Here is a 22,761-nt window from a genome sequence, read left to right on the forward strand (position 1 = left end):
TAATGATATGCGCCGATGCTACAATGTACGCCGACTAATGTTAACCCTCTGGAGCTGTTCGTGTCCTCATTGCCGGTCGCCGTCGTCCTTCCTGAGCTTCTCGCTGCCTTACACCATGCCCCTCAGGTTTTGCTTAACGCGCCTACGGGTGCCGGTAAGTCGACCTGGCTGCCGCTACAGATCCTGAGAGAGGGCAGTATCAGCGGGAAAATTATCCTGCTGGAGCCGCGCAGGCTGGCCGCACGCAACGTGGCGCAGCGCCTGGCGGAACTGCTGGACGAAAAACCGGGGGAGACGGTGGGGTACCGCATGCGCGCCGAAACCTGCGTGGGGCCGTCCACGCGGCTTGAGGTGGTGACCGAAGGGATCCTCACCCGCATGCTGCAAAACGATCCGGAGCTGACCGGCGTCGGGCTGGTGATCCTGGATGAATTCCACGAGCGCAGCCTGCAGGCGGATCTGGCCCTGGCGCTCTTGCTGGACGTGCAGCAGGGGCTGCGCGACGATCTTCGATTGCTCATCATGTCGGCGACGCTGGACAACGAACGTCTGCAGCAGGCGTTGCCGCACGCGCCGGTCATTAGCTCGGAGGGACGCGCATTCCCGGTCGAGCGGCGCTACCAGCCGCTGCCCGCGCATCAGCGTTTTGATGAGGCCGTGGCCATCGCAACCGCAGAACTGCTGCGTCAGGAACCCGGCTCGCTGCTGTTGTTCTTACCCGGCGTGGGAGAGATCCAGCGCGTGCAGGAACAGCTGACCTCCCGCGTAAGCAGCGATGTCCTGCTGTGCCCGCTCTACGGTGCGCTGTCGCTGGCCGAACAGCGTAAAGCGATCCTGCCCGCGCCTGCAGGTCAGCGTAAGGTGGTGCTGGCGACCAATATCGCTGAAACCAGTTTGACCATTGAAGGGATTCGCCTGGTGGTGGACAGCGCCCAGGAGAGAGTGGCCAGTTTTGACCCGCGTACCGGGCTGACTAAGCTTCTGACGCAGCGTATTAGCCAGGCGTCGATGGTGCAGCGCGCGGGCCGTGCGGGACGTCTTGAGCCGGGTATCTGCCTGCATTTGACCAGCGCGGAGCAGGCTGAACGCGCGGCACAACAAAGTACGCCGGAAATTTTACAAAGCGATCTGTCCGGACTGGTGATGGAACTGCTGCAATGGGGCTGCCCTGACCCCGCCCAGCTGACCTGGCTTAATCCTCTGCCAGCCGTCAACCTTGCCGCTGCGCGGGCTTTACTGACTCAGCTTGGCGCTCTGGACGGTGAGCGGTTGTCCTCCCGCGGGCAAAAAATGGCCGCGCTGGGGAACGAGCCCCGGCTGGCCGCCATGCTGGTGGCGGCAAAGGGGGATGATGAAATCGCTACGGCTGCGAAACTGTCCGCTATCCTTGAGGAGCCGCCACGCGGAGGCAGCAGCGATCTGGCCCAGGCCTTTTCGCGCAATCAGGGAAACTGGCAGCAGCGGGCGCAGCAGCTGTGTAAGCGGCTTAACAGCCGCGGCGGCGTGCCAGACAGTGAGAGTATCCCACGGCTTCTGGCGCAGGCGTTTCCGGACCGGATTGCCCGTCGGCGCGGGCTGGATGGTCGCTACCAGCTGGCAAACGGTATGGGCGCGATGCTGGACAGCGATGACGCCCTGACGCGCCATGAGTGGCTGATCGCACCGCTGTTGCTGCAGGGAAGCCACTCCCCGGATGCGCGGATTTTGCAGGCCATTGCCGTGGATATCGACATCCTGACCCGCGCGTGCCCGCAGCTGCTCCAGCAGTTCGACATCGTCGAGTGGGATGATGCGCAGGGTACGCTGAAGGCATTTCGTCGCAGCCAGATAGGTAAACTGACCCTCGGGACGAAGCCGCTGGCGAAGCCGTCGGAAGAGGAACTGCATCTGGCGATGCTGAACGGCATTCGGGAAAAAGGATTAGGTGTTCTGAACTGGACACCGGAGGCCGAACAGTACCGTATTCGTCTGCACTGCGCCGCGCGCTGGCTGCCAGAATATGCCTGGCCGGCGGTGGATGATGACACGTTACTTGCGTCGCTGGAAACCTGGCTACTGCCGCAAATGAGCGGTGTACACTCGCTTCGGGCGCTGAAAGCGCTTGATGTTAAGGTCGCGTTACAGAATTTACTCGACTGGTCGTTACGTCAACGTCTGGATAGTGAACTGCCAGGGCATTACACTGTGCCGACCGGCAGCCGGATTGCCATTCGTTATCACGAGGATAATCCGCCGGCGCTGGCGGTACGGATGCAGGAGATGTTTGGGGAGGCGACCACGCCGTCCATCGCCGAAGGGCGTGTTCCGGTGGTGCTTGAGCTGTTGTCGCCCGCGCATCGTCCGCTGCAGATCACCCGCGACCTGGGGGCGTTCTGGGCGGGGAGCTACCGTGAAGTGCAAAAAGAGATGAAGGGGCGCTACCCTAAACACGTCTGGCCTGACGATCCAGCGAATACGGCGCCGACGCGGCGGACGAAGAAGTATTCGTGATGCAGGGGAGTGCGGCCTGATGCCCTCACCCCGGCCCTCTCCCACAGGGAGAGGGAGCAAACACTAAAGACTTTCTTGATAAGAAAGTCTTGCTGTTTATTTTGAGAGATTTCTTCTTTCACAGACCGGTGGAAGAAAAGAGAATCGGGCCTTTGCGCCTGAAAGTTGCGGAGAAAAAGCATGGCGGGGAATGACCGCGAGCCAATAGGACGTAAGGGAAGACCAACGCGTCCGGCGAAAGAAAAGGTAAGCCGTCGTCGCCTCAGAGATGAGGACTATGACGATGACTATGAAGACGATTATGAGGATGAAGAACCGATGCCGCGCAAAGGAAAAGGCAAAGGGCGTAAGCCTCGGGGCAAACGCGGCTGGTTCTGGCTGCTGCTGAAGCTGTTTATTGTTTTTGTTGTGCTGATGGCGATCTACGGCGTGTATCTGGATCAGAAGATCCGCAGCCGTATCGACGGTAAAGTCTGGCAGTTACCTGCGGCGGTGTATGGCCGTATGGTGAACCTTGAGCCGGATATGTCCATCAGTAAGAACGAGATGGTAAAACTGCTGGAAGCCACGCAGTATCGCCAGGTATCGAAAATGACGCGGCCTGGCGAATTTACCGTGCAGGCAAACAGCATTGAGATGATCCGCCGTCCGTTTGACTTCCCGGACAGCAAAGAGGGGCAGGTGCGCGCGCGTCTGACCTTTGACGGCGATCGTCTGGATACCATTGAGAACATGGATAACAACCGTCAGTTCGGTTTCTTCCGTCTCGATCCCCGTCTGATCACCATGCTCTCATCAGCAAACGGCGAACAGCGTCTGTTTGTGGCGCGTAACGGCTTCCCGGATCTGCTGGTGGACACCCTGCTGGCAACCGAAGACCGTCACTTCTACGAGCACGATGGCATCAGCCTCTACTCGATTGGCCGTGCGGTTCTGGCTAACCTCACTGCGGGGCGTACCGTGCAGGGGGCAAGTACGCTTACTCAGCAGCTGGTCAAGAACTTGTTCCTCTCCAGCGAACGCTCTTACTGGCGTAAAGCTAACGAAGCGTACATGGCCGTGCTGATGGATGCGCGCTACAGCAAGGATCGTATCCTTGAGCTGTACATGAACGAGGTGTACCTCGGTCAGAGCGGCGATAACGAAATCCGCGGCTTCCCGCTGGCGAGTCTGTATTACTTTGGTCGTCCGGTCGAAGAGCTAAGTCTGGACCAGCAGGCGCTGCTGGTGGGCATGGTGAAAGGGGCGTCCATCTACAACCCATGGCGTAACCCAAAACTGGCGCTGGAACGTCGTAACCTGGTACTGCGTCTGCTGCAACAACAGCAGGTGATTGACCAGGAGCTGTACGACATGCTGAGCGCGCGTCCGCTGGGCGTTCAGCCGCGCGGTGGGGTGATCTCGCCTCAGCCGGCGTTTATGCAGCTGGTGCGTCAGGAGCTGCAGAGCAAGCTGGGTGATAAAGTGAAAGATCTTTCCGGCGTGAAGATCTTCACCACCTTCGACTCCGTGGCGCAGGATGCGGCAGAAAAAGCGGCGGTGGAAGGCATTCCGGCACTGAAGAAACAGCGTAAGCTCTCCGATCTTGAAACCGCGATGGTGGTGGTTGACCGTAACAGCGGTGAAGTTCGCGCGATGGTGGGCGGGGCTGAGCCGCAGTTTGCGGGTTACAACCGTGCCATGCAGGCGCGTCGTTCGATCGGTTCTCTGGCAAAACCGGCGACCTATCTCACTGCCCTGAGTCAGCCAAATCAGTATCGCCTGAATACCTGGATTGCGGATGCGCCGATCTCCCTGCGTCAGCCTAACGGCCAGGTCTGGTCACCGCAGAACGATGATAAACAGTTCAGCGGCCAGGTGATGCTGGTGGATGCGTTAACGCGCTCCATGAACGTGCCAACGGTCAATCTGGGGATGTCGCTGGGCCTGCCGGCCATTGTCGACACCTGGCAGAAACTCGGCGTGTCGAAAGATCAGCTGCACCCGGTGCCTGCGATGATCCTCGGTGCGCTTAACCTGACGCCGATCGAAGTGGCGCAGGCGTTCCAGACCATTGCCAGCGGCGGTAACCGTGCACCGCTGTCAGCGCTGCGTTCGGTGATTGCCGAGGATGGCTCCGTACTGTATCAGAGCTTCCCGCAGGCGGAGCGTGCCGTTCCTGCTCAGGCTGCCTATATGACGCTGTGGACGATGCAGCAGGTTGTGCAGCGTGGCACCGGGCGTCAGCTGGGGGCGAAGTATCCGGGTCTGCATCTGGCGGGTAAAACCGGGACTACCAACAACAACGTTGATACCTGGTTCGCCGGTATTGACGGGCGTGAAGTGGTGATCACCTGGGTAGGCCGCGATAATAACCAGCCGACCAAGCTGTACGGTGCGAGCGGGGCGATGTCGATTTACCAGCGTTATCTGGCTAATCAGTCTCCGGTTCCGCTGAACCTGGTTGCGCCGGAAGACATCGTCGATATGGGCGTGGACAGCTCCGGTAACTTCGTCTGCGGCGGCGGGATGCGCACGCTACCCGTCTGGACCACAAACCCGGACTCGCTGTGCCAGCAAAGCCAGCCAGAACAGCCAACCGGTAACCCGTTTGAGCAGTCTTCTCAGCCACAGCAGCCGCAGCAGCAACAGCCGCAGCAGCAGAATGAGAAGAAAGACAGCGACGGTGTCGCAGGCTGGATTAAAGATATGTTCGGCGGTAATTAACCGCCTCAGGTCCCCCCGCAAGGGGGGATTTTTTTACCCATTCCCCCCATTTTTTTAACCCTCTTTTTAATACTGATTAACCCTTCATTTTCTCCTGGTTATTTCTTAAACCCTTAATTCTCGTAGGGCCGCGTACTGCTTGCTTTGCAGCCAACGTTTCGCCTATTATGCTGCGGTCATAATAATAATTCTCGTTTACGTTATCATTCACTTTTCCATCAGAGATACACCATGGCGCTTTCCAATACTGCTCAGCCAATAAATACGTCGCTGCGTAAAATCGCGGTCGTTGTAGCCACAGCGGTTGCCGGCATGTCGGCTTATACTCATGCTGCCGAAACCCCTAAAAAAGAAGAAACCATTACGGTAACCGCAGCACCAGCGGCACAGGAAAGTGCCTGGGGGCCTGCTGCAACCATCGCAGCGAGACAATCCGCGACCGGGACCAAAACGGATACCCCCATCCAAAAGGTACCACAGTCAATTTCTGTAGTAACAGCTGAAGAGATGGCGCTGCATCAGCCGCGCTCGGTTAAAGAAGCTCTGAGTTACACGCCAGGCGTTGCGGTAGGCACCCGTGGTGCATCCAACACCTATGACTATTTGATTATCCGTGGCTTTGCGGCCGATGGTCAGACACAAAATAACTACCTCGATGGCATGAAAATGCAGGGGAATTTCTATAACGACGCGGTGATTGACCCTTATATGCTGGAGCGCGCCGAGATCATGCGCGGTCCGGTTTCCGTTCTGTATGGCAAAAGCAGCCCTGGTGGCTTGCTGAATATGGTAAGTAAGCGCCCAACCACCGAGCCGCTGAAAGAGATCCAGTTCAAAGTAGGTACGGATAGCCTGTTCCAGACCGGGTTTGATTTTAGTGATGCCATCGACGACGACGGCGTTTACTCTTATCGCTTAACGGGTGTAGCGCGCTCTAATAACGCTCAGCAGGTGCGTGCAGAAGAGCAGCGTTATGCCATCGCGCCATCTTTCTCCTGGCGTCCGGATGAGAAGACGACCTTTACGTTCCTCTCTTATTTCCAGAACGAGCCTGAAACGGGTTACTACGGCTGGTTACCGAAAGAGGGGACGGTCAATCCGTTGCCAAACGGCGATCGTCTGCCGACTGACTTCAACGAAGGCGCGAAGAACAATACCTATTCCCGTAACCAGAAAATGGTGGGATATAGCTTCGACCACGAATTCAACGATACCTTTACCGTGCGCCAGAACCTGCGCTTTGCCGAGAATAAAACCTCGCAAAACAGTGTTTACGGTTATGGCGTCTGCACCGATCCGGCGAATGCAGGCAACAAACAGTGTGCGGCGCTGTCCCCTGCTGATAAAGGGCATTATCTGGCGCGTAAATACGTTGTCGATAATGAAAAACTGCAGAACTTCACCGTTGATACCCAGCTGCAAAGCAAATTCGCTACTGGCGAGGTGGATCACATTCTGCTGACCGGCGTTGACTTTATGCGCATGCGGAATGACATCAACTCCTGGTTCGGTTATGACGACTCGGTTCCGCTGCTGGATCTTTATCATCCTGTGAACAGCGATTTTGATTTCGGTGCAAAAGATCCGGCTAACTCAGGTCCTTACCAGGTCCTGAACCGCCAGAAACAGACCGGTCTTTATGTTCAGGATCAGGCGCAGTGGGATAAAGTGCTGGTCACGTTGGGCGGCCGTTATGACTGGGCCGATCAGGAGTCCTATAACCGTGTGTTCAAAACCACGTCCAAACGTGATGATACCCAGTTTACCTGGCGTGGCGGTGTTAACTACCTGTTTGATAACGGCGTAACCCCGTACTTTAGCTACAGCGAATCGTTTGAACCGGCTTCGCAGACTGATGCTCAGGGTAAACTCTTCTCTCCGTCTAAAGGCAAGCAGTACGAAGCGGGCGTGAAATACGTTCCGGACGATCGTCCGATTGTCGTCACCGGTGCGTTGTACCAGTTAACCAAAACCAACAACCTGATGGCGGATCCGGCGGGCTCCATCTTCTCGGTTGAGGGCGGTGAAATCCGTGCCCGTGGCGTAGAGCTGGAAGCGAAAGCTGCGCTGTCTGCGAGCGTTAACGTTGTTGGCTCCTATACCTACACCGATGCGGAATACACCACCGATACCAATTACAAAGGCAACACGCCTGCACAGGTACCGAAACATATGGCATCGTTGTGGGGGGATTACACCCTCTTTGATGGCGCGCTTTCCGGCCTGACGTTGGGTACCGGCGTGCGTTATACCGGTTCAAGCTATGGCGATGCGGCGAACTCCTTCAAAGTGGGCAGTTATACCGTCGTCGATGCGCTGGTCCGATACGATCTGGCTCGCGTTGGTATGGCTGGTTCGAACGTGGCGCTGCACGTGAATAACCTGTTCGATCGTGAGTACGTTGCCAGCTGCTTCAACACCTACGGTTGCTTCTGGGGTGCTGAACGTCAGGTTGTTGCCACCGCGACCTTCCGCTTCTAACCGCTCTTTGGGCACGGTTCGCCGTGCCCTTTTTATTTAAGTTGGCTGATATGCAGGATAATCAAACGCAACCCGACACCACCTTTACGCTCAACCATCTCTCCTTTCGCGTACCCGGACGCACGCTGCTGCATCCGCTCTCTCTGACGTTTCCGGCTGGTAAAGTCACGGGCCTGATTGGTCACAACGGCTCCGGTAAATCCACACTGCTCAAAATGCTGGGCCGTCATCAGCCGCCTTCAGAAGGCGACATTCTGCTGGACAACCAACCGCTGGAGAGCTGGAGCAGTAAAGCCTTCGCGCGTAAAGTGGCCTATCTGCCGCAGCAGCTGCCGCAGGCGGAAGGGATGACGGTACGCGAGCTGGTGGCCATTGGGCGTTATCCCTGGCATGGCGCGCTGGGGCGCTTCGGCGTCGCCGACAGGGAGAAAGTGGAAGAGGCGATTGCGCTGGTGGGACTAAAACCGCTGGCGCACCGGCTGGTGGATAGCCTCTCCGGCGGAGAGCGTCAGCGCGCATGGATTGCGATGCTGGTGGCGCAGGACAGCCGCTGCCTGCTGCTCGACGAGCCGACCTCCGCGCTGGATATTGCCCACCAGGTCGATGTGCTGGCGCTGGTGCATCGCTTAAGTCAGCAGCGGGGTCTGACGGTGATTGCGGTCCTGCATGATATCAATATGGCCGCGCGTTATTGTGACTACCTTGTCGCGCTACGTGGTGGCGAGATGATTGCACAGGGCTCGCCGTCCGAGCTGATGCGCAGTGAAACGCTGGAAAGTATTTACGGTATTCCGATGGGGATTCTGCCTCACCCGGCCGGGGCTGCGCCGGTGAGCTTTGTATACTGATGCTGAATAACATACTTATCAGCCGCCGCCGCCTGCTGACGGCGATGGCGCTCTCACCGCTGCTGTTAAAAATGACGCCGGCGCGCGCTGCCGCCGTCGATCCGCACCGCATTGTGGCCCTGGAGTGGCTGCCGGTCGAGCTGATGATGGCGCTCGGCGTTACGCCCTACGGCGTGGCGGATATTCCCAATTACACCCTGTGGGTGAATGAGCCGAAACTGCCGGACTCAGTGATCGACGTCGGCCTGCGTACCGAACCAAACCTTGAGCTGCTCACCCAAATGAAACCGTCATTCCTGTTCTGGTCGGCGGGCTACGGTCCATCAGAAGAAGTCATGGCACGCATTGCGCCAGGACGCGGATTCGCATTCAGCGACGGTAAAAAACCGTTGAGCGTGGCGAAAAACTCGATTAACGAGATGGCGCATTTCCTCAACCGCGAGGCCGAGGCCAAACAGCATCTTCAGGAATTTGATGACCTGATAGCTACGTTAAAACCGCGTTTTGCGCACCGGGGCGATCGCCCGCTGCTGATGGTGACGCTGCTGGATGCCCGCCATATGCTGGTCTTTGGTAAAAACTGCCTGTTCCAGGAAGTGCTCGACAGTTTTGGCATCCGTAATGCCTGGGAAGGGGAGATGACGTTCTGGGGCAGCACTGCCGTGGGTATCGACCGCCTGGCGGCGTTTCGTGATGTGGATGTGCTCTGTTTTGACCACGGGAACGAACGTGACATGCAGACGCTGATGGCGACACCGCTGTGGCAGGCGATGCCGTTTGTGCGTGAGCAGCGCTTCCAGCGCGCTCCGGCGGTCTGGTTCTACGGCGCGACGCTGTCAGCCATGCACTTTGCCCGGGTGCTGGATCACGCGCTGGGAGGTAAGGCATGAGCAAGCGTATCGCCCGCTTCCCGGTGTTGCTTTTGGCCGTACTTTTCCTCGCCGCGCTGGGATTAACCTGGTTCAACCTCTCGGCAGCGCTGCCGCGTGGACAGTGGGGCGGCGCGCTGGCCGCACCGGATATCGATAACATTCAGCAGATGCTGTTCCACTACAGTCTGCTGCCGCGTCTGGCGATCTCGCTCCTGGTGGGTGCCGGTTTGGGGCTGGTGGGTGTTCTGTTCCAGCAGGTTTTACGTAATCCACTGGCGGAGCCCACGACGCTCGGCGTCGCGACCGGCGCGCAGCTTGGGATCACGGTCATCACGCTGTGGTCCCTGCCGGGGGCGCTGGCTTCGCAGTTTGCCGCACTCGCGGGGGCGTGCGTGGTGGGGGCGCTGGTCTTTGGCGTGGCCTGGGGCAAACGCCTTTCCCCCGTGACGCTGATTCTGGCCGGGCTGGTGGTGAGCCTCTATTGTGGGGCGATTAACCAGCTGCTGGTGCTGTTCCACCACGATCGGCTGCAAAGCATGTTCCTGTGGAGTACCGGCACGCTCACCCAGACCGACTGGAGCGTCGTGCAGCGCCTGTGGCCACAGCTGGCCGGCGGCACCGTACTGACGCTGTTGCTCCTGCGTCCTCTGACGCTGATGGGACTGGATGATGGCGTGGCGCGTAATCTGGGGCTGGCGCTGTCGCTGGCCCGCCTGGCTGCATTGACGCTGGCGATTGTATTGAGTGCCCTGCTGGTGAACGCGGTTGGCATCATCGGGTTTATCGGCCTGTTTGCCCCGCTGCTGGCGAAAATGCTCGGGGCGCGTCGTTTGCTGGCGCGTCTGCTGCTGGCCTCGCTGATTGGGGCGCTGATCCTCTGGCTTTCCGATCAGCTGATTCTCTGGCTGGCGCGGGTGTGGCGGGAAGTCTCTACCGGGTCGGTCACGGCGCTTATCGGTGCGCCGCTTCTGCTTTGGCTGCTGCCGCGTCTGCGCAGCATGAGCACGCCGGCGATGGATGCGGGCGATAAAGTCTCTGCTGAGCGTCAGTCGGTGCTGTGGTTTAGCCTTGCCGGTCTGGCGGTGCTGGTTATCGCCTCGTTTACTGCGCTCGCTTTCGGGCGCGATGCAGCGGGCTGGCACTGGGCAACGGGCGACTTGCTTAATGAGTTGCTGCAGTGGCGCTGGCCGCGTATCTTTGCTGCGCTGATCGCCGGCGTGATGCTGGCGGTAGCGGGGTGTATCATTCAGCGTCTGACCGGCAACCCGATGGCAAGCCCGGAAGTGCTCGGGATCAGCTCTGGCGCCGCCTTTGGCGTGGTGCTGATGCTGTTCTTTGTGCCGGGCAATGCGTTTGCCTGGCTGATGCCTGCCGGTAGTCTCGGTGCGGCGGCCACGCTGATGATTATCCTCATTGCTGCCGGTCGCGGCGGATTTTCTCCGCACCGAATGTTGCTGGCCGGGATGGCGCTCAGCACCGCGTTTACGATGCTGCTGATGATGCTGCAGGCGAGCGGTGACCCGCGTATGGCGAAGATCCTGACCTGGATTTCCGGCTCAACGTACGGTGCTACCGGCAGCCAGGTTGTCTGGTCCGGGATCGTGATGATCGTGCTGCTGGCGATGGTGCCGCTGTGCCGTCGCTGGATGACTATTCTGCCGCTCGGCGGTGAAACCGCGCGTGCGGTGGGCATGGCGCTGACGCCAGCGCGTGTTGCTCTGCTGCTGCTGGCGGCGTGCCTGACGGCGACGGCAACCATGACGATCGGACCGCTGAGTTTTGTGGGATTAATGGCGCCGCATATTGCGAGAATGATGGGATTCCGCCGGACGATGCCGCATATTGTGATGTCTGCCCTCACGGGTGGGGTCATGCTGGTGTTTGCGGACTGGTGCGGAAGAATGGTGCTGTTCCCGTATCAGATCCCGGCGGGTCTGCTGTCGACCTTCATAGGTGCGCCGTATTTTATTTATCTGTTGAGAAAGCAGAGTCGGTAATAAAAGTAAACGGCAATCCTTAGATTGCCGTTTTAGTGTTTGCTCCCTCTCCCCGTGGAAGAGGGTTGGGGTGAGGGCATCAAGCCGCACATCTTAAAGCTTCGCAAACACCTTACGCGCCGCGTCGATGGTGTTATTGATATCTTCTTCGCTGTGCGCCACGGACATAAAGCCCGCTTCGAACGCTGACGGCGCCAGGTAGACGCCTTCTTCCAGCATCAGGTGGAAGAAGCGCTTGAAGCGTTCGACGTCGCATTTCACCACGTCCTGATAGCAGGTCACGGTTTTCGCATCGGTGAAGAAAATCCCGAACATGCCGCCCACGTGGTTCACAACCAGCGGAATACCGGCTTCCTCTGCCGCGTCAAGCAGTCCGTTTGCCAGCTGCGTGGTCAGCTCAGTCAGGGTTTCATGAACCCCCGGTTGAGCCACTTCGCTCAGGCAGGCAAAACCTGCCGCCATCGCAATCGGGTTACCGGAGAGCGTGCCTGCCTGGTAGACCGGGCCGGTTGGTGCCAGGGCTTCCATGACATCCTTACGCCCACCAAATGCCCCGACCGGCATGCCGCCGCCGATGATTTTGCCAAGACAGGTCAGGTCTGGCTCAACGCCATAATAAGACTGGGCACCCGCCAGCGCTACGCGGAAGCCGGTCATCACTTCGTCGATGATCAGCAGGGCGCCAAATTCATCGCACAGGGCACGCAGGCCAGGCAGGAAATCAGGCTGCGGTGGGATGCAGTTCATGTTACCCGCAACAGGCTCAACGATAATGCAGGCGATCTCCTGCGGATACTGCTCGAACGCCGCGCGAACGGAAGCCAGATCGTTGTAGGTGCAGGTCAGAGTATGTTTGGCGAAATCTGCCGGTACGCCAGGAGAGTTTGGCTGGCCGAGGGTCAGCGCGCCGGAGCCCGCTTTCACCAGCAGGCAGTCCGCATGACCATGGTAACAGCCTTCAAATTTGACGATCTTATCGCGGCCAGTGAAGCCACGCGCCAGGCGGATGGCGCTCATGGTCGCTTCGGTACCGGAGTTCACCATACGCACCATGTCCATGGTGGGCACCAGCTCGGTGACCAGCTCCGCCATTTTCACTTCCATCTCGGTTGGCGCACCGAAGCTCAGGCCGCGCTGTGCGGCTTCGATCACCGCGTTACGGATAGCCGGGTGGTTGTGGCCCAGCACCATCGGGCCCCAGGAGCCGACATAATCGATATAGGCTTTGCCATCGACATCATACAGATACGCGCCGTCAGCACGTTCGATAAACAGCGGCGTACCGCCCACGCCGGTAAAGGCGCGCACAGGTGAGTTCACGCCACCCGGAATAAGCTCGCGGGCTGCACTGTAGAGGTTTTCAGACTTGCTCATGGCGTCGTTCCTGGTTCGTATAAAATGATTAAGCACACTATTCTAAGTGATCCGCGAAAGGTAATGAAATTTTTGCCCGTTTTCACGGCTAAACAATTGTTAAGTATTTTTCACGGGAAGATGCGACGCACTCTGGTAAAATCCCTGCGGCTATTTGTATGACGAAAAGAAACGGTAATGAAAGCAGACCTCCCCACTTTCGAAGAACAGCAGTTCAGACGTGCCCAACACCGTATCAGCATCCGGCGGCTGATTAATCGCGATAAAACGCCGCTGGCAATCCTGCTCGCCGCTGCCGTGGTGGGTACCCTCGCGGGTCTGGTTGGTGTGGCGTTTGAAAAAGCGGTGAATGCCGTCCTCAACTGGCGAGTGGGAACCGTAGCCGGTTTCGCCGATAACCCCTGGCTGGTCTGGGCTGGGGCATTCTGGCTCTCTGCGCTGTTTGCCATGGTGGGCTATTTTCTGGTGCGCAAATTTGCGCAGGAGGCGGGGGGCTCGGGCATCCCGGAAATTGAAGGTGCGCTGGAGGAGTTACGCCCGGTGCGCTGGTGGCGGGTGATCCCAGTGAAATTTATCGGTGGTATGGGAACCCTCGGTGCGGGGATGGTGCTGGGACGTGAGGGACCGACCGTACAGCTGGGCGGGAACGTCGGGCGTATGGTAGGGGACCTGTTTCGGATGCGCAGCGCGGAAGCGCGCCATACGCTGCTGGCCACCGGTGCGGCAGCGGGGCTTTCAGCCGCGTTCAATGCGCCGCTGGCGGGGATTTTGTTCATCATTGAAGAGATGCGCGCCCAGTTCCGCTACAACCTGATCTCCATAAAAGCGGTCTTTACCGGCGTCATTATGTCGAGCATTGTTTTTCGCATTTTTAATGGCGAAAGCCCGGTGATAGAAGTGGGGAAACTGACCAATGCGCCGGTGAATACGCTGTGGCTTTACCTGATCCTCGGCATGATTTTTGGCGTGGTGGGCCCGCTGTTTAATATCTTTATTTTACGCGCTCAGGATATGTTCCAGCGTATTCATGGTGGGAATACAACCAAATGGGTTCTCATGGGCGGCCTGCTGGGCGGGATGTGCGGGGTGCTCGGCTTTATTGAACCGAACGCCGCCGGCGGCGGGTTCGGGCTGATCCCGATTGCGGCTGCGGGGAACTTCAGCGTGGGCCTGCTGCTGTTTATGTTTATCTCCCGTGTCATCACCACGGTGCTCTGTTTTTCCTCCGGTGCGCCCGGCGGGATATTCGCCCCGATGCTGGCGCTGGGAACGCTGCTCGGCACTGCCTTTGGCATGGCGGCCGAGTCCGGTTTTCCGGCATACCATCTGGAAGCTGGCACCTTTGCGATTGCCGGAATGGGGGCGCTGCTGGCGGCGTCCCTGCGTGCGCCGTTGACCGGGATCGTGCTGGTGCTGGAGATGACGGACAATTACCAGCTCATTTTGCCAATGATCATTACCTGTCTCGGCGCGACACTATTAGCCCAATTCTTGGGTGGAAAACCGCTATACTCCACCCTTCTTGCGCGTACCCTGGCAAAGCAAGAGGCTGAACGGGCCGCAACGCAGAATACTTGAATGAATTACCAGGGTATTAGATAATGACACAAAGAATTGGGTGAATTTTACCCAATAGCAGTAGCAGTATTCATGGGAGCATAAGATGAGTGATGATGTAGCTGTGCCGCTGGAATTTACCGAAGCAGCAGCCAACAAAGTGAAAACCCTGATTGCCGACGAAGACAATCCGGATCTGAAACTGCGTGTCTATATTACCGGTGGCGGCTGCAGCGGCTTCCAGTATGGTTTTACCTTTGACGATCAGGTCAACGATGGCGATATGACTATCGAGAAACAGGGTGTCGCACTGGTGGTTGACCCGATGAGCCTGCAATATCTGGTGGGCGGTTCGGTGGATTATACCGAAGGTCTGGAAGGTTCGCGCTTTGTGGTGACCAACCCGAATGCGACAAGCACCTGCGGGTGTGGTTCTTCGTTCAGTATTTAAGAGGGTGCGGGCTGATTCTCTCACCCCGGCCCTCTCCCACTGTACAGTCCGGGGACATGGTAGACAGGTGTTCGGGGACATGGTGAACACTTTTTAACATCCTTTACCCATGGTGATCGACTTTTTCTTCAGGTCGATCACCCCCACTTTCGTGCTGTACCACCACACTTCATAGCAGCCATCCTCCTGCGTCTCCTTCAGTCCGACCCGCTCTCCCCTGAACGCTTTACCCGCGCTCAGACTTACCCCTTTCACGCTCAGCTTTCCGCTGATATCCACTTTCCTGACCATCACGCCCTCGTCGTATTCCGGGGGCGTTGTGTTGCCGCTGTACCGTCGCGATGACGGCTGATACCGCGAGCCCGGTACCGCCATATCCAGCGCCTCATGCGGGCGTTCAAGGTTATAGACCGTCCGCCAGTGGTCGAAGGCGCGCTGCAGTTCACCGCTGTCCGCGAACCACTTCCCCTGCAGCACTTCCGCCTTCAGGCTGCGGTGAAAACGCTCCAGCTTGCCCTGCGTCTGCGGATGATACGGCCGGGAGTGCCCCACCCGGATACCCTGGCGCATAAGCCACAGCTCCAGTGCCGTCCAGGTGCCGGTGGTGTCTCCCCACGGTGAGCCGTTATCCATCGTCATCCTGTCCGGCAGGCCGTAGCGTTCAAACACGCTGACCAGCTGCTGCTGCACGGTCTCACGACGTTCATCGTTACAGTGCACCAGGCACAGGGAAAAACGGGAGTGGTCGTCCAGCAAAGTGAGCGGATGGCAGCGGCCACCGCCAAAGGGAAAGTGGCCCTTAAAATCCATCTGCCAGAGCCGGTTGGGCGCGTCATGTTCGAACCGTCCCGTGGCGGGAATGCCCGGTGAAGTGCCCGGCAGCAGGCCGTGACGGGCCATCAGGGTATGAACGGTGCTGAAGGCGGGCATGGTGTGCCCCTGGTCTTCCAGCCAGCGCTTAATCTTGCGGGCTCCCCAGCGTTGATGACGGTCATGGGCCATGCGCAGCAGGGCAGTGATGTCGTCAGATGAGCGGTTCGGGGAATGGTGCGGTATGCGCGGGCGGTCCTGAAGGCCGGAGGCCCCTTCCTCCGCCCAGCGACGAAGCCACTTGTAGCCGGTGGCAGGTGAAATGCCGAAGCGACGGCAGAGGGAACGGATGTTCGCCCCGTCCTGCGAGGCGAACAAAACAAACTCGGTACGTAATGACATGGTATCTCTCGCATCCCAGGGCATAAGCGACTCCATAAACGGGTTCTTATGCCTTAGTTGTAAGTGTCTACCATGTCCCCGAACAAGCGTTCACTATGTCCCCGGACCGTACACCCACAGGGAGAGGGAGGAAAGACTAAAAACGGTAACCTTGCGGTTACCGTTTTGCGTTTACCTGTCATCCAGCGCAAACGTCGGCAGCTTCAGATGCCAGCGTATCGCCGCTAAACGTATCACCAGCGTCACGACCATTCCCAGCATCGCTGCATTTTCCAGTGGGATCGCAAAGGTGTAATACGCGGTCGCGTGAACAATGCCGCCCGCAATACAGGCCGTTGCGTATATTTCAGTACGCAGGATCATTGGCACTTCACGCGCCAGAATGTCGCGGATGATCCCGCCGCCCACGCCGGTTAAAACACCCATGCAGATCGCCACCATCGGGCCGGTGCCCGCATTAAACGCCTTGTTTACGCCGATCCCGACAAACACGGCCAGGCCCACCGCATCCAGTACCGGCAGTATCCATTTCGGTAATCGGCGAGGCTGGCGAACCAGCACAATGGTTAACAGGCAGGTGACCATCGCCACCACCAGATCGGTCGGATCTTTTACCCAAAATACCGGGCCATTTGCCAGCGCCATATCACGGATAGTCCCACCTCCCACGGCGGTGACGACGCCCAGCACCAGCACGCCAAACGGATCCATGCGTAGTTTTCCGGCGAGCAGGACGCCGGAGATAGCAAAAACGGCTGTGCCAAGAATATCCAGCCAATAAACGAGCATCGTTAAATCCTCGAACGAATGTTAGTGACTCTCTGCCAGCGCGGCACAGAGCTGTTTTGCGGCGAGGATAATACGCGGGCTGGCGCGTTCAAACCAGTCGCTGTTGAGCGGGATCACCGGAATTTTTAGCTGCCTTTGCCAGAATTGTTCAATTTTAGGAATCTCGCTCGCATTTCCGACCACGACGATAGCCTGTGGCTGGCGCGCCAGAACCTGTTCACGGCTTACCTGGGGCCACGGTACGCGGCTGGCCGCAAAAATATTCTCACCACCACAGACTTCCAGTACCTGGTTCTGAATCGATCCCTTTCCGGTGGTGAACAGCGGCTGGCTGCCAAACTGCAGGAAGATGCGCTTTTTCACGGGCGTGTCGTAGCGGGCTTTCAGCGCGGCATAGGCGCTGAGCATCTGTCTGGCGGCGTCTTCCGCCTTTTTGGGGGTAGGGCTATAGGGAGCCAGGGCGCGTAGCGCCTGCGCGACTTGTTCAATGCTCACCGCGTCAACCCACATCACCCTGATGCCAAGCGAGGTCAGCTGGTTGACCTGCCGCTCGGCGTTGCCGCCGCGCCAGGCCAGCACGAGATCCGGTTTAAGCGCCACGATGCGCTCAAGGTTCATCCCTTGCCAGGTCGCCACCTGTTCAATGCCTGCGGCTTGCGGGGGATAATCGGAAAAGCTGCTCACGCCAACGGGGGTAATGCCGGCGGCAAACGCCAGTTCAGTGTTCGCGGGGGAGAGCGTAATCACACGCGGTACCGCATAGAGCCACAGCGGTGCGAAAAGAAGCAGGGCGGCCAGCGCCCTGATGCTATGTTTAGCCACGTGCCAGAGTCTGCACCAGACGTTCCACCATCACGGTGGACTGTTTTGCCGCAACGGTAAGGAACTCGTCGAAGCTGATGTGGGACTGCTGGTCAGCCACGTCTGAGATGGCGCGAACCACCACGAACGGCACGCTGAAGTTATGGCAAACGTGAGCGATCGCGGTCGCTTCCATCTCAACGGCCACCGCCTGCGGGAAGTTATGGCGAATTTTCGCCAGACCCACGGAGCCATTGATAAACGCATCGCCGCTGACAATCAGGCCGCGTACCGCGTTGAGATTGAGCTCCGCAATGCAGGTTTCTGCCGCGGCAATTAGTTTGTCGTCAGCCTTGAATCCTGCCGGACAGCCCGGGAGCTGGCCGTACTCGTAGCCGAAGGCGGTCACGTCTGCATCGTGGTAACGCGCTTCGTCGGAGACCACGATATCACCCACTTTCAGCGTCGGCGCCAGGCCGCCTGCAGAGCCGGTATTAACGATCACGTCCGGCTTGCAGCGCTCAAGCAGCAGGGTTGCACCCAGCGCAGCAGCCACTTTACCGATGCCTGATTTCAGCAGAGCCACGTCAACACCGTTCAGCTGGCCGGTGTAGATCTCACAACCCCCCAGAGAGAGTGTCTGACGGTTCTCAATTTTGTCACGCAGCAGCGTAACTTCTTCTTCCATTGCACCAATAATGCCGATTTTCATAGATTTACTCGCGATGTGCCTTGTTAAGATGCATAGTCTATCATGCGGTTAAGGGGAAACGCATTCTCAGGCGGGGGAGCACATGTCACCAATCGATTTTCGCACCAAAATTAACTGGCACCGACGTTTCCGTTCGCCGCAGGGCGACAAGAGCGAACATGAGATCCTGCGTATCTTCGAAAGCGATCGCGGACGGATCATCAACTCGCCCGCCATCCGTCGTCTGCAGCAAAAGACCCAGGTGTTTCCGCTTGAGCGTAACGCTGCGGTGCGCACGCGCCTGACCCACTCCATGGAAGTGCAGCAGGTGGGGCGCTATATTGCCAAAGAGGTGTTGAGCCGCCTGAAAGAACAGCGTTTGCTGGAAACCTATGGTCTGGACGAACTGACGGGACCTTTCGAGAGCATCGTTGAGATGGCCTGTCTGATGCATGACATCGGCAACCCGCCTTTCGGTCACTTTGGTGAGGCGGCAATTAATGACTGGTTTAAACAACGGCTGTACCCCTCGGATGCGGTCAGTCAGCCCCTCAGTGATGATCGCTGTATCGTAGGCGATCTCCGCCTGCGTGAAGGGGAAGAGGGGTTGAACGATCTGCGGCGTAAAGTGCGCCAGGATCTCTGTCACTTCGAGGGTAACGCACAGGGCATCCGACTGGTCCATTCACTGATGCGTATGAACCTGACCTGGGCCCAGGTCGGCTGCATCCTGAAATATACCCGCCCCGCATGGTGGATGGGGGAGACGCCTGCATCCCACAGCTATTTAATGAAAAAACCGGGTTATTACCTTTCTGAAGAGGCCTATATTGAACGGCTGCGTAAAGAACTCTCATTGACGCCAAACGGCCGCTTTCCATTGGCCTGGATTATGGAAGCCGCAGATGATATTTCCTATTGCGTGGCCGATCTGGAAGACGCCGTTGAGAAAAGAATCTTCAGCGTCGAGGAACTTTATCAGCATCTTTATGCGGCGTGGGGGACCCATGAAAAAGGGTCGCTGTTTGCGCAGGTTGTCGAAAATGCCTGGGAAAAATCACGCTCAAATACATTAAGCCGCAGTACGGAAGATCAATTCTTTATGTATTTGCGGGTCAATACATTAAATAAACTGGTGCCGTATGCGGCGTCGCGCTTTATTGATAATTTACCGCTGATTTTCGACGGGGAATTCAATCATGCGCTGCTGGAAGATGACAGTAGTTTCAGTCAACTGCTCGAACTTTATAAACATGTGGCGATGCGGCATGTGTTCAGCCATCCGGATGTTGAACAGTTAGAGCTGCAGGGTTACCGGGTAATCAGTGGGTTACTGGAAATTTATTCCCCGTTGCTTCAGCTGTCGGTCGACGAGTTCAGTGAGCTGGTGGAACACGAGCGCGTGCGCCGAATACCTATCGAATCGCGACTTTATCAGAAACTCTCGACCCGTCATCGTCTGGCGTATGTCGAAGCGATGAGCAAGCTGGATCGCCATTCTTCTCAATGGCCGGTGATGGAATATTATTATCGCTGCCGTCTTATCCAGGACTATATCAGCGGCATGACCGACCTGTATGCCTGGGATGAATACCGCAAGCTCATGGCGGTGGAATAACCCCGGAGTTTTGTAAAGACGGCCAATAAATTTTTACCTTTTCCATAAACTTATCGCCGGAACTAAGCGGTATAAAATGAATCTGAGTTACACAGCAATTTTGCGTTACCTGTAAATCGAGATTGAGAAACATGAAAAAAACCACATTAGCAATGAGTGCACTGGCTCTGAGTTTAGGTTTAGCGCTGTCTCCTCTGACTGCTACTGCAGCCGAGACCGCGTCGTCGGCAGCAACCGCACAGCAGATGCCAAGCCTGGCACCGATGCTCGAAAAAGTGATGCCATCGGTGGTGAGTATTAACGTTGAGGGTAGCACGACCGTCAATACGCCGCGCATGCCGCGTAACTTCCAGCAGTTCTTTGGCGACAACTCGCCGTTCTGCCAGGACGGTTCACCTTTCCAGAGCTCTCCGTTCTGTCAGGGCGGTGGCGCGGGGGATGACAGCCAGGGCGGCGGCCAGCAACAGAAATTCATGGCGCTTGGCTCGGGGGTCATTATTGATGCAGCGAAAGGCTACGTCGTGACCAACAACCACGTTGTTGATAACGCTAACAGCATTAAAGTTCAGCTCAGCGATGGTCGTAAATTCGACGCTAAAGTGGTCGGTAAAGATCCGCGCTCTGACATCGCGCTGATCCAGATTCAGGATCCGAAAAACCTGACGGCGATTAAGATTGCCGACTCCGACGCGCTGCGCGTGGGTGACTATACCGTCGCGATCGGTAACCCGTTCGGTCTGGGCGAAACGGTGACCTCCGGTATCGTCTCTGCCCTGGGGCGCAGTGGCCTTAATGCCGAAAACTATGAAAACTTCATCCAGACGGATGCGGCGATCAACCGGGGTAACTCCGGCGGCGCGCTGGTGAACCTGAACGGTGAACTGATCGGTATCAATACCGCGATCCTGGCACCGGACGGCGGCAACATCGGTATCGGCTTTGCGATCCCAAGTAATATGGTGAAAAACCTGACCGCGCAGATGGTGCAGTATGGCCAGGTGAAACGCGGTGAGCTGGGTATCCTCGGTACGGAGTTGAACTCCGAACTGGCGAAGGCAATGAAAGTCGACGCTCAGCGTGGAGCATTTGTCAGCCAGGTGATGCCGAACTCCTCTGCCGCAAAAGCGGGTATTAAAGCGGGGGATGTGATCACCTCCCTGAACGGTAAACCGATCAGCAGCTTTGCTGCCCTGCGTGCGGAAGTGGGTTCCATGCCGATTGGCAGTAAAGTCACCCTCGGCCTGCTGCGCGACGGCAAGGCGGTTAACGTGAGCCTGGAGCTGCAGCAGAGCAGCCAGAATCAGGTTGATTCAAGCACCATCTTCAGCGGTATTGAAGGCGCAGAGATGAGCAACAAAGGGGCAGATAAAGGCGTGGTAGTGAATAACGTAAAAGCGAATTCACCTGCAGCCCGTATCGGCCTGAAGAAAGGAGATGTGATCATGGGCGCTAACCAGCAGCCGGTGAAAAACATCGCGGAACTGCGCAAAATTCTCGACAGCAAGCCTTCCGTGCTGGCGCTCAATATCCAGCGTGGTGACACCTCTATTTACCTGCTGATGCAGTAATCCTCTTAAGCCCCTGTACGCAGGGGCTTTCTCTTTTCTGTGACCCTTTCCACAAGTCCATACTTCTCTCCCCGGCTTTGTGCATCTGCACAATGCGACCGTAATGAAACTCCCCTATGCTTGAGCTCTGCTCACAGGAGGGTTACATGGCTGGCTGGCATCTTGATACCAAAATGGCGCAGGATATTGTGGCGCGCACCATGCGCATCATCGATACCAATATCAACGTAATGGATGCCCGTGGGCGCATTATAGGTAGCGGCGATCGTGAACGGATTGGGGAATTGCACGAAGGTGCGCTGCTGGTGCTTTCCCAGGGGCGGGTCGTGGATATCGACGATGCGGTAGCGAAACATCTTCATGGTGTTCGTCAGGGTATTAATTTACCGCTGCGCCTGGAAGGGGAAATTGTTGGCGTTATTGGCCTGACCGGGGAACCGGAGTCTCTGCGAAAATATGGCGAGCTGGTCTGTATGACGGCTGAAATGATGCTGGAGCAGTCGCGCCTGATGCACCTGCTGGCGCAGGACAGCCGCCTGCGCGAAGAGCTGGTGATGAATCTAATTCAGGCGGAAGAGCATACGCCTGCACTCAGTGAGTGGGCGCAGCGTCTGGGGATCGATCTGAACCAGCCGCGCGTGGTGGCGGTGATTGAGGTGGATAGCGGCCAGCTTGGCGTGGATAGCGCGATGGCGGAGCTGCAGCAGCTGCAAAATGCGCTGGCGACGCCGGAACGCAATAATCTGGTGGCGATTGTTTCTCTGACGGAAATGGTGGTGCTCAAACCGGCGCTTAATCAGTTTGGTCGCTGGGATGCGGAAGATCATCGCCGTCGTGTGGAGCAGCTGATAGCGCGTATGCAGGAGAATGGTCACCTGCGTTTTCGCGTTGCATTGGGGAATTACTTTACCGGGCCGGGCAGTATCGCCCGCTCGTGGCGGACTGCACGCACCACTATGATGGTGGGCAAACAGCGGATGCCGGAAAGCCGTAGTTACTTCTATCAGGATTTGATGTTGCCGGTGTTGCTCGACAGCCTGCGCGGCGGCTGGCAGGCCAACGAGCTGGCGCGCCCGTTGGCACGCCTGAAAGCGATGGACAATAACGGTCTGCTGCGCCGGACGCTACAGGCGTGGTTCCGTCATAACGTGCAGCCGCTGGCAACGTCGAAGGCGCTGTTTATTCACCGCAATACCCTGGAGTATCGGCTCAACCGGATTTCGGAACTGACGGGGTTAGATCTGGGGAATTTCGACGACAGGTTGCTGCTGTATGTGGCGTTGCAGCTGGATGAACAGCGATGATG

General features: G+C 57.6%; 16 protein-coding genes. 11 read left to right on the forward strand and 5 right to left on the reverse strand.

Annotated elements, in window-relative coordinates; all coding sequences use genetic code 11:
• Positions 1 to 60 precede the first annotated feature (60 nt).
• The 6 genes from hrpB (at position 61) to fhuB (ending at position 11,394) form a co-directional block, all read left to right on the forward strand.
• Entirely contained in the window at positions 61 to 2,490 is a 2,430-nt protein-coding gene (hrpB, locus tag C1N69_RS03800) for an ATP-dependent helicase HrpB (protein ID WP_155030706.1), read from the forward strand.
• 180 nt (positions 2,491 to 2,670) lie between these two features.
• Positions 2,671 to 5,196, forward strand: coding sequence for a bifunctional glycosyl transferase/transpeptidase (gene mrcB / locus C1N69_RS03805; RefSeq protein ID WP_025756802.1), 2,526 nt, complete (start codon positions 2,671 to 2,673; stop codon positions 5,194 to 5,196).
• A 231-nt stretch (positions 5,197 to 5,427) separates the two neighbouring features.
• On the forward strand, positions 5,428 to 7,677 hold the full coding sequence (gene fhuA / locus C1N69_RS03810) for a ferrichrome porin FhuA (protein WP_155030707.1): 2,250 nt from the start codon (positions 5,428 to 5,430) through the stop codon (positions 7,675 to 7,677).
• Between the two features lie 50 nt (positions 7,678 to 7,727).
• Complete coding sequence (fhuC, locus tag C1N69_RS03815) at positions 7,728 to 8,525, forward strand: Fe3+-hydroxamate ABC transporter ATP-binding protein FhuC (RefSeq protein ID WP_155030708.1); 798 nt, start codon at positions 7,728 to 7,730, stop codon at positions 8,523 to 8,525.
• Positions 8,525 to 9,415: a Fe(3+)-hydroxamate ABC transporter substrate-binding protein FhuD gene (gene fhuD, locus C1N69_RS03820; RefSeq protein WP_095451921.1), complete on the forward strand. Its 891-nt coding sequence runs from the start codon at positions 8,525 to 8,527 to the stop codon at positions 9,413 to 9,415. The genes fhuC and fhuD overlap by 1 nt, the downstream gene beginning before the upstream one ends.
• The gene (gene fhuB, locus C1N69_RS03825) at positions 9,412 to 11,394 is read left to right on the forward strand and encodes a Fe(3+)-hydroxamate ABC transporter permease FhuB (protein WP_155030709.1); all 1,983 of its coding nucleotides are present in this window, start codon (positions 9,412 to 9,414) and stop codon (positions 11,392 to 11,394) included. The genes fhuD and fhuB overlap by 4 nt, the downstream gene beginning before the upstream one ends.
• 93 nt (positions 11,395 to 11,487) lie before the next feature.
• Here the strand turns inward: fhuB and hemL are convergent, their stop codons facing one another.
• Entirely contained in the window at positions 11,488 to 12,768 is a 1,281-nt protein-coding gene (gene hemL / locus C1N69_RS03830; RefSeq protein ID WP_047957779.1) for a glutamate-1-semialdehyde 2,1-aminomutase, read from the reverse strand.
• Between the two features lie 177 nt (positions 12,769 to 12,945).
• On the opposite strand from hemL, the gene clcA reads away from it, so the two are divergent.
• Complete coding sequence (gene clcA / locus C1N69_RS03835) at positions 12,946 to 14,346, forward strand: H(+)/Cl(-) exchange transporter ClcA (protein WP_155030710.1); 1,401 nt, start codon at positions 12,946 to 12,948, stop codon at positions 14,344 to 14,346.
• A gap of 85 nt (positions 14,347 to 14,431) precedes the next feature.
• A complete protein-coding gene (gene erpA / locus C1N69_RS03840) occupies positions 14,432 to 14,776 on the forward strand; it encodes an iron-sulfur cluster insertion protein ErpA (RefSeq protein ID WP_008501923.1) in 345 nt (114 codons plus the stop codon).
• A gap of 93 nt (positions 14,777 to 14,869) precedes the next feature.
• Here erpA and C1N69_RS03845 read toward each other — a convergent pair whose 3' ends face one another.
• The 4 genes from C1N69_RS03845 to mtnN form a co-directional block, all read right to left on the reverse strand.
• On the reverse strand, positions 14,870 to 16,012 hold the full coding sequence (locus C1N69_RS03845) for an IS481 family transposase (protein WP_047958346.1): 1,143 nt from the start codon (positions 16,010 to 16,012) through the stop codon (positions 14,870 to 14,872).
• Positions 16,013 to 16,159: 147 nt separating this feature from the next.
• Entirely contained in the window at positions 16,160 to 16,777 is a 618-nt protein-coding gene (locus tag C1N69_RS03850) for a TRIC cation channel family protein (RefSeq protein WP_025756809.1), read from the reverse strand.
• A gap of 21 nt (positions 16,778 to 16,798) precedes the next feature.
• Positions 16,799 to 17,599 (reverse strand): vitamin B12 ABC transporter substrate-binding protein BtuF, encoded by an 801-nt coding sequence (gene btuF, locus C1N69_RS03855; RefSeq protein WP_047957781.1) that lies wholly within the window; start codon positions 17,597 to 17,599, stop codon positions 16,799 to 16,801.
• The gene (mtnN, locus tag C1N69_RS03860) at positions 17,592 to 18,290 is read right to left on the reverse strand and encodes a 5'-methylthioadenosine/S-adenosylhomocysteine nucleosidase (protein ID WP_025756811.1); all 699 of its coding nucleotides are present in this window, start codon (positions 18,288 to 18,290) and stop codon (positions 17,592 to 17,594) included. The genes btuF and mtnN overlap by 8 nt, the downstream gene beginning before the upstream one ends.
• An 82-nt stretch (positions 18,291 to 18,372) precedes the next feature.
• Between mtnN and dgt the strand changes: the two genes are divergently transcribed.
• The 3 genes from dgt (at position 18,373) to cdaR (ending at position 22,759) form a co-directional block, all read left to right on the forward strand.
• Entirely contained in the window at positions 18,373 to 19,887 is a 1,515-nt protein-coding gene (dgt, locus tag C1N69_RS03865; RefSeq protein ID WP_155030711.1) for a dGTPase, read from the forward strand.
• Positions 19,888 to 20,018: 131 nt separating this feature from the next.
• Positions 20,019 to 21,455: a serine endoprotease DegP gene (gene degP / locus C1N69_RS03870; RefSeq protein ID WP_025756813.1), complete on the forward strand. Its 1,437-nt coding sequence runs from the start codon at positions 20,019 to 20,021 to the stop codon at positions 21,453 to 21,455.
• Between the two features lie 146 nt (positions 21,456 to 21,601).
• The gene (gene cdaR / locus C1N69_RS03875) at positions 21,602 to 22,759 is read left to right on the forward strand and encodes a DNA-binding transcriptional regulator CdaR (RefSeq protein ID WP_025756814.1); all 1,158 of its coding nucleotides are present in this window, start codon (positions 21,602 to 21,604) and stop codon (positions 22,757 to 22,759) included.
• Positions 22,760 to 22,761: the final 2 nt, after the last annotated feature.

Source organism: Enterobacter sichuanensis, assembly GCF_009036245.1.
Lineage (GTDB): Bacteria > Pseudomonadota > Gammaproteobacteria > Enterobacterales > Enterobacteriaceae > Enterobacter > Enterobacter sichuanensis.

Coding starts and splice junctions, on each gene's coding strand:
- C1N69_RS03845 (WP_047958346.1), bottom strand. CDS start 16,012: ATGCCCTGGGATGCGAGAGATACCATGTCATTACGTACCGAGTTTGTT.
- erpA (WP_008501923.1), top strand. CDS start 14,432: ATGAGTGATGATGTAGCTGTGCCGCTGGAATTTACCGAAGCAGCAGCC.
- fhuD (WP_095451921.1), top strand. CDS start 8,525: ATGCTGAATAACATACTTATCAGCCGCCGCCGCCTGCTGACGGCGATG.
- hemL (WP_047957779.1), bottom strand. CDS start 12,768: ATGAGCAAGTCTGAAAACCTCTACAGTGCAGCCCGCGAGCTTATTCCG.
- fhuA (WP_155030707.1), top strand. CDS start 5,428: ATGGCGCTTTCCAATACTGCTCAGCCAATAAATACGTCGCTGCGTAAA.
- mrcB (WP_025756802.1), top strand. CDS start 2,671: ATGGCGGGGAATGACCGCGAGCCAATAGGACGTAAGGGAAGACCAACG.
- mtnN (WP_025756811.1), bottom strand. CDS start 18,290: ATGAAAATCGGCATTATTGGTGCAATGGAAGAAGAAGTTACGCTGCTG.
- degP (WP_025756813.1), top strand. CDS start 20,019: ATGAAAAAAACCACATTAGCAATGAGTGCACTGGCTCTGAGTTTAGGT.
- cdaR (WP_025756814.1), top strand. CDS start 21,602: ATGGCTGGCTGGCATCTTGATACCAAAATGGCGCAGGATATTGTGGCG.
- C1N69_RS03850 (WP_025756809.1), bottom strand. CDS start 16,777: ATGCTCGTTTATTGGCTGGATATTCTTGGCACAGCCGTTTTTGCTATC.
- fhuC (WP_155030708.1), top strand. CDS start 7,728: ATGCAGGATAATCAAACGCAACCCGACACCACCTTTACGCTCAACCAT.
- dgt (WP_155030711.1), top strand. CDS start 18,373: ATGTCACCAATCGATTTTCGCACCAAAATTAACTGGCACCGACGTTTC.
- fhuB (WP_155030709.1), top strand. CDS start 9,412: ATGAGCAAGCGTATCGCCCGCTTCCCGGTGTTGCTTTTGGCCGTACTT.
- clcA (WP_155030710.1), top strand. CDS start 12,946: ATGAAAGCAGACCTCCCCACTTTCGAAGAACAGCAGTTCAGACGTGCC.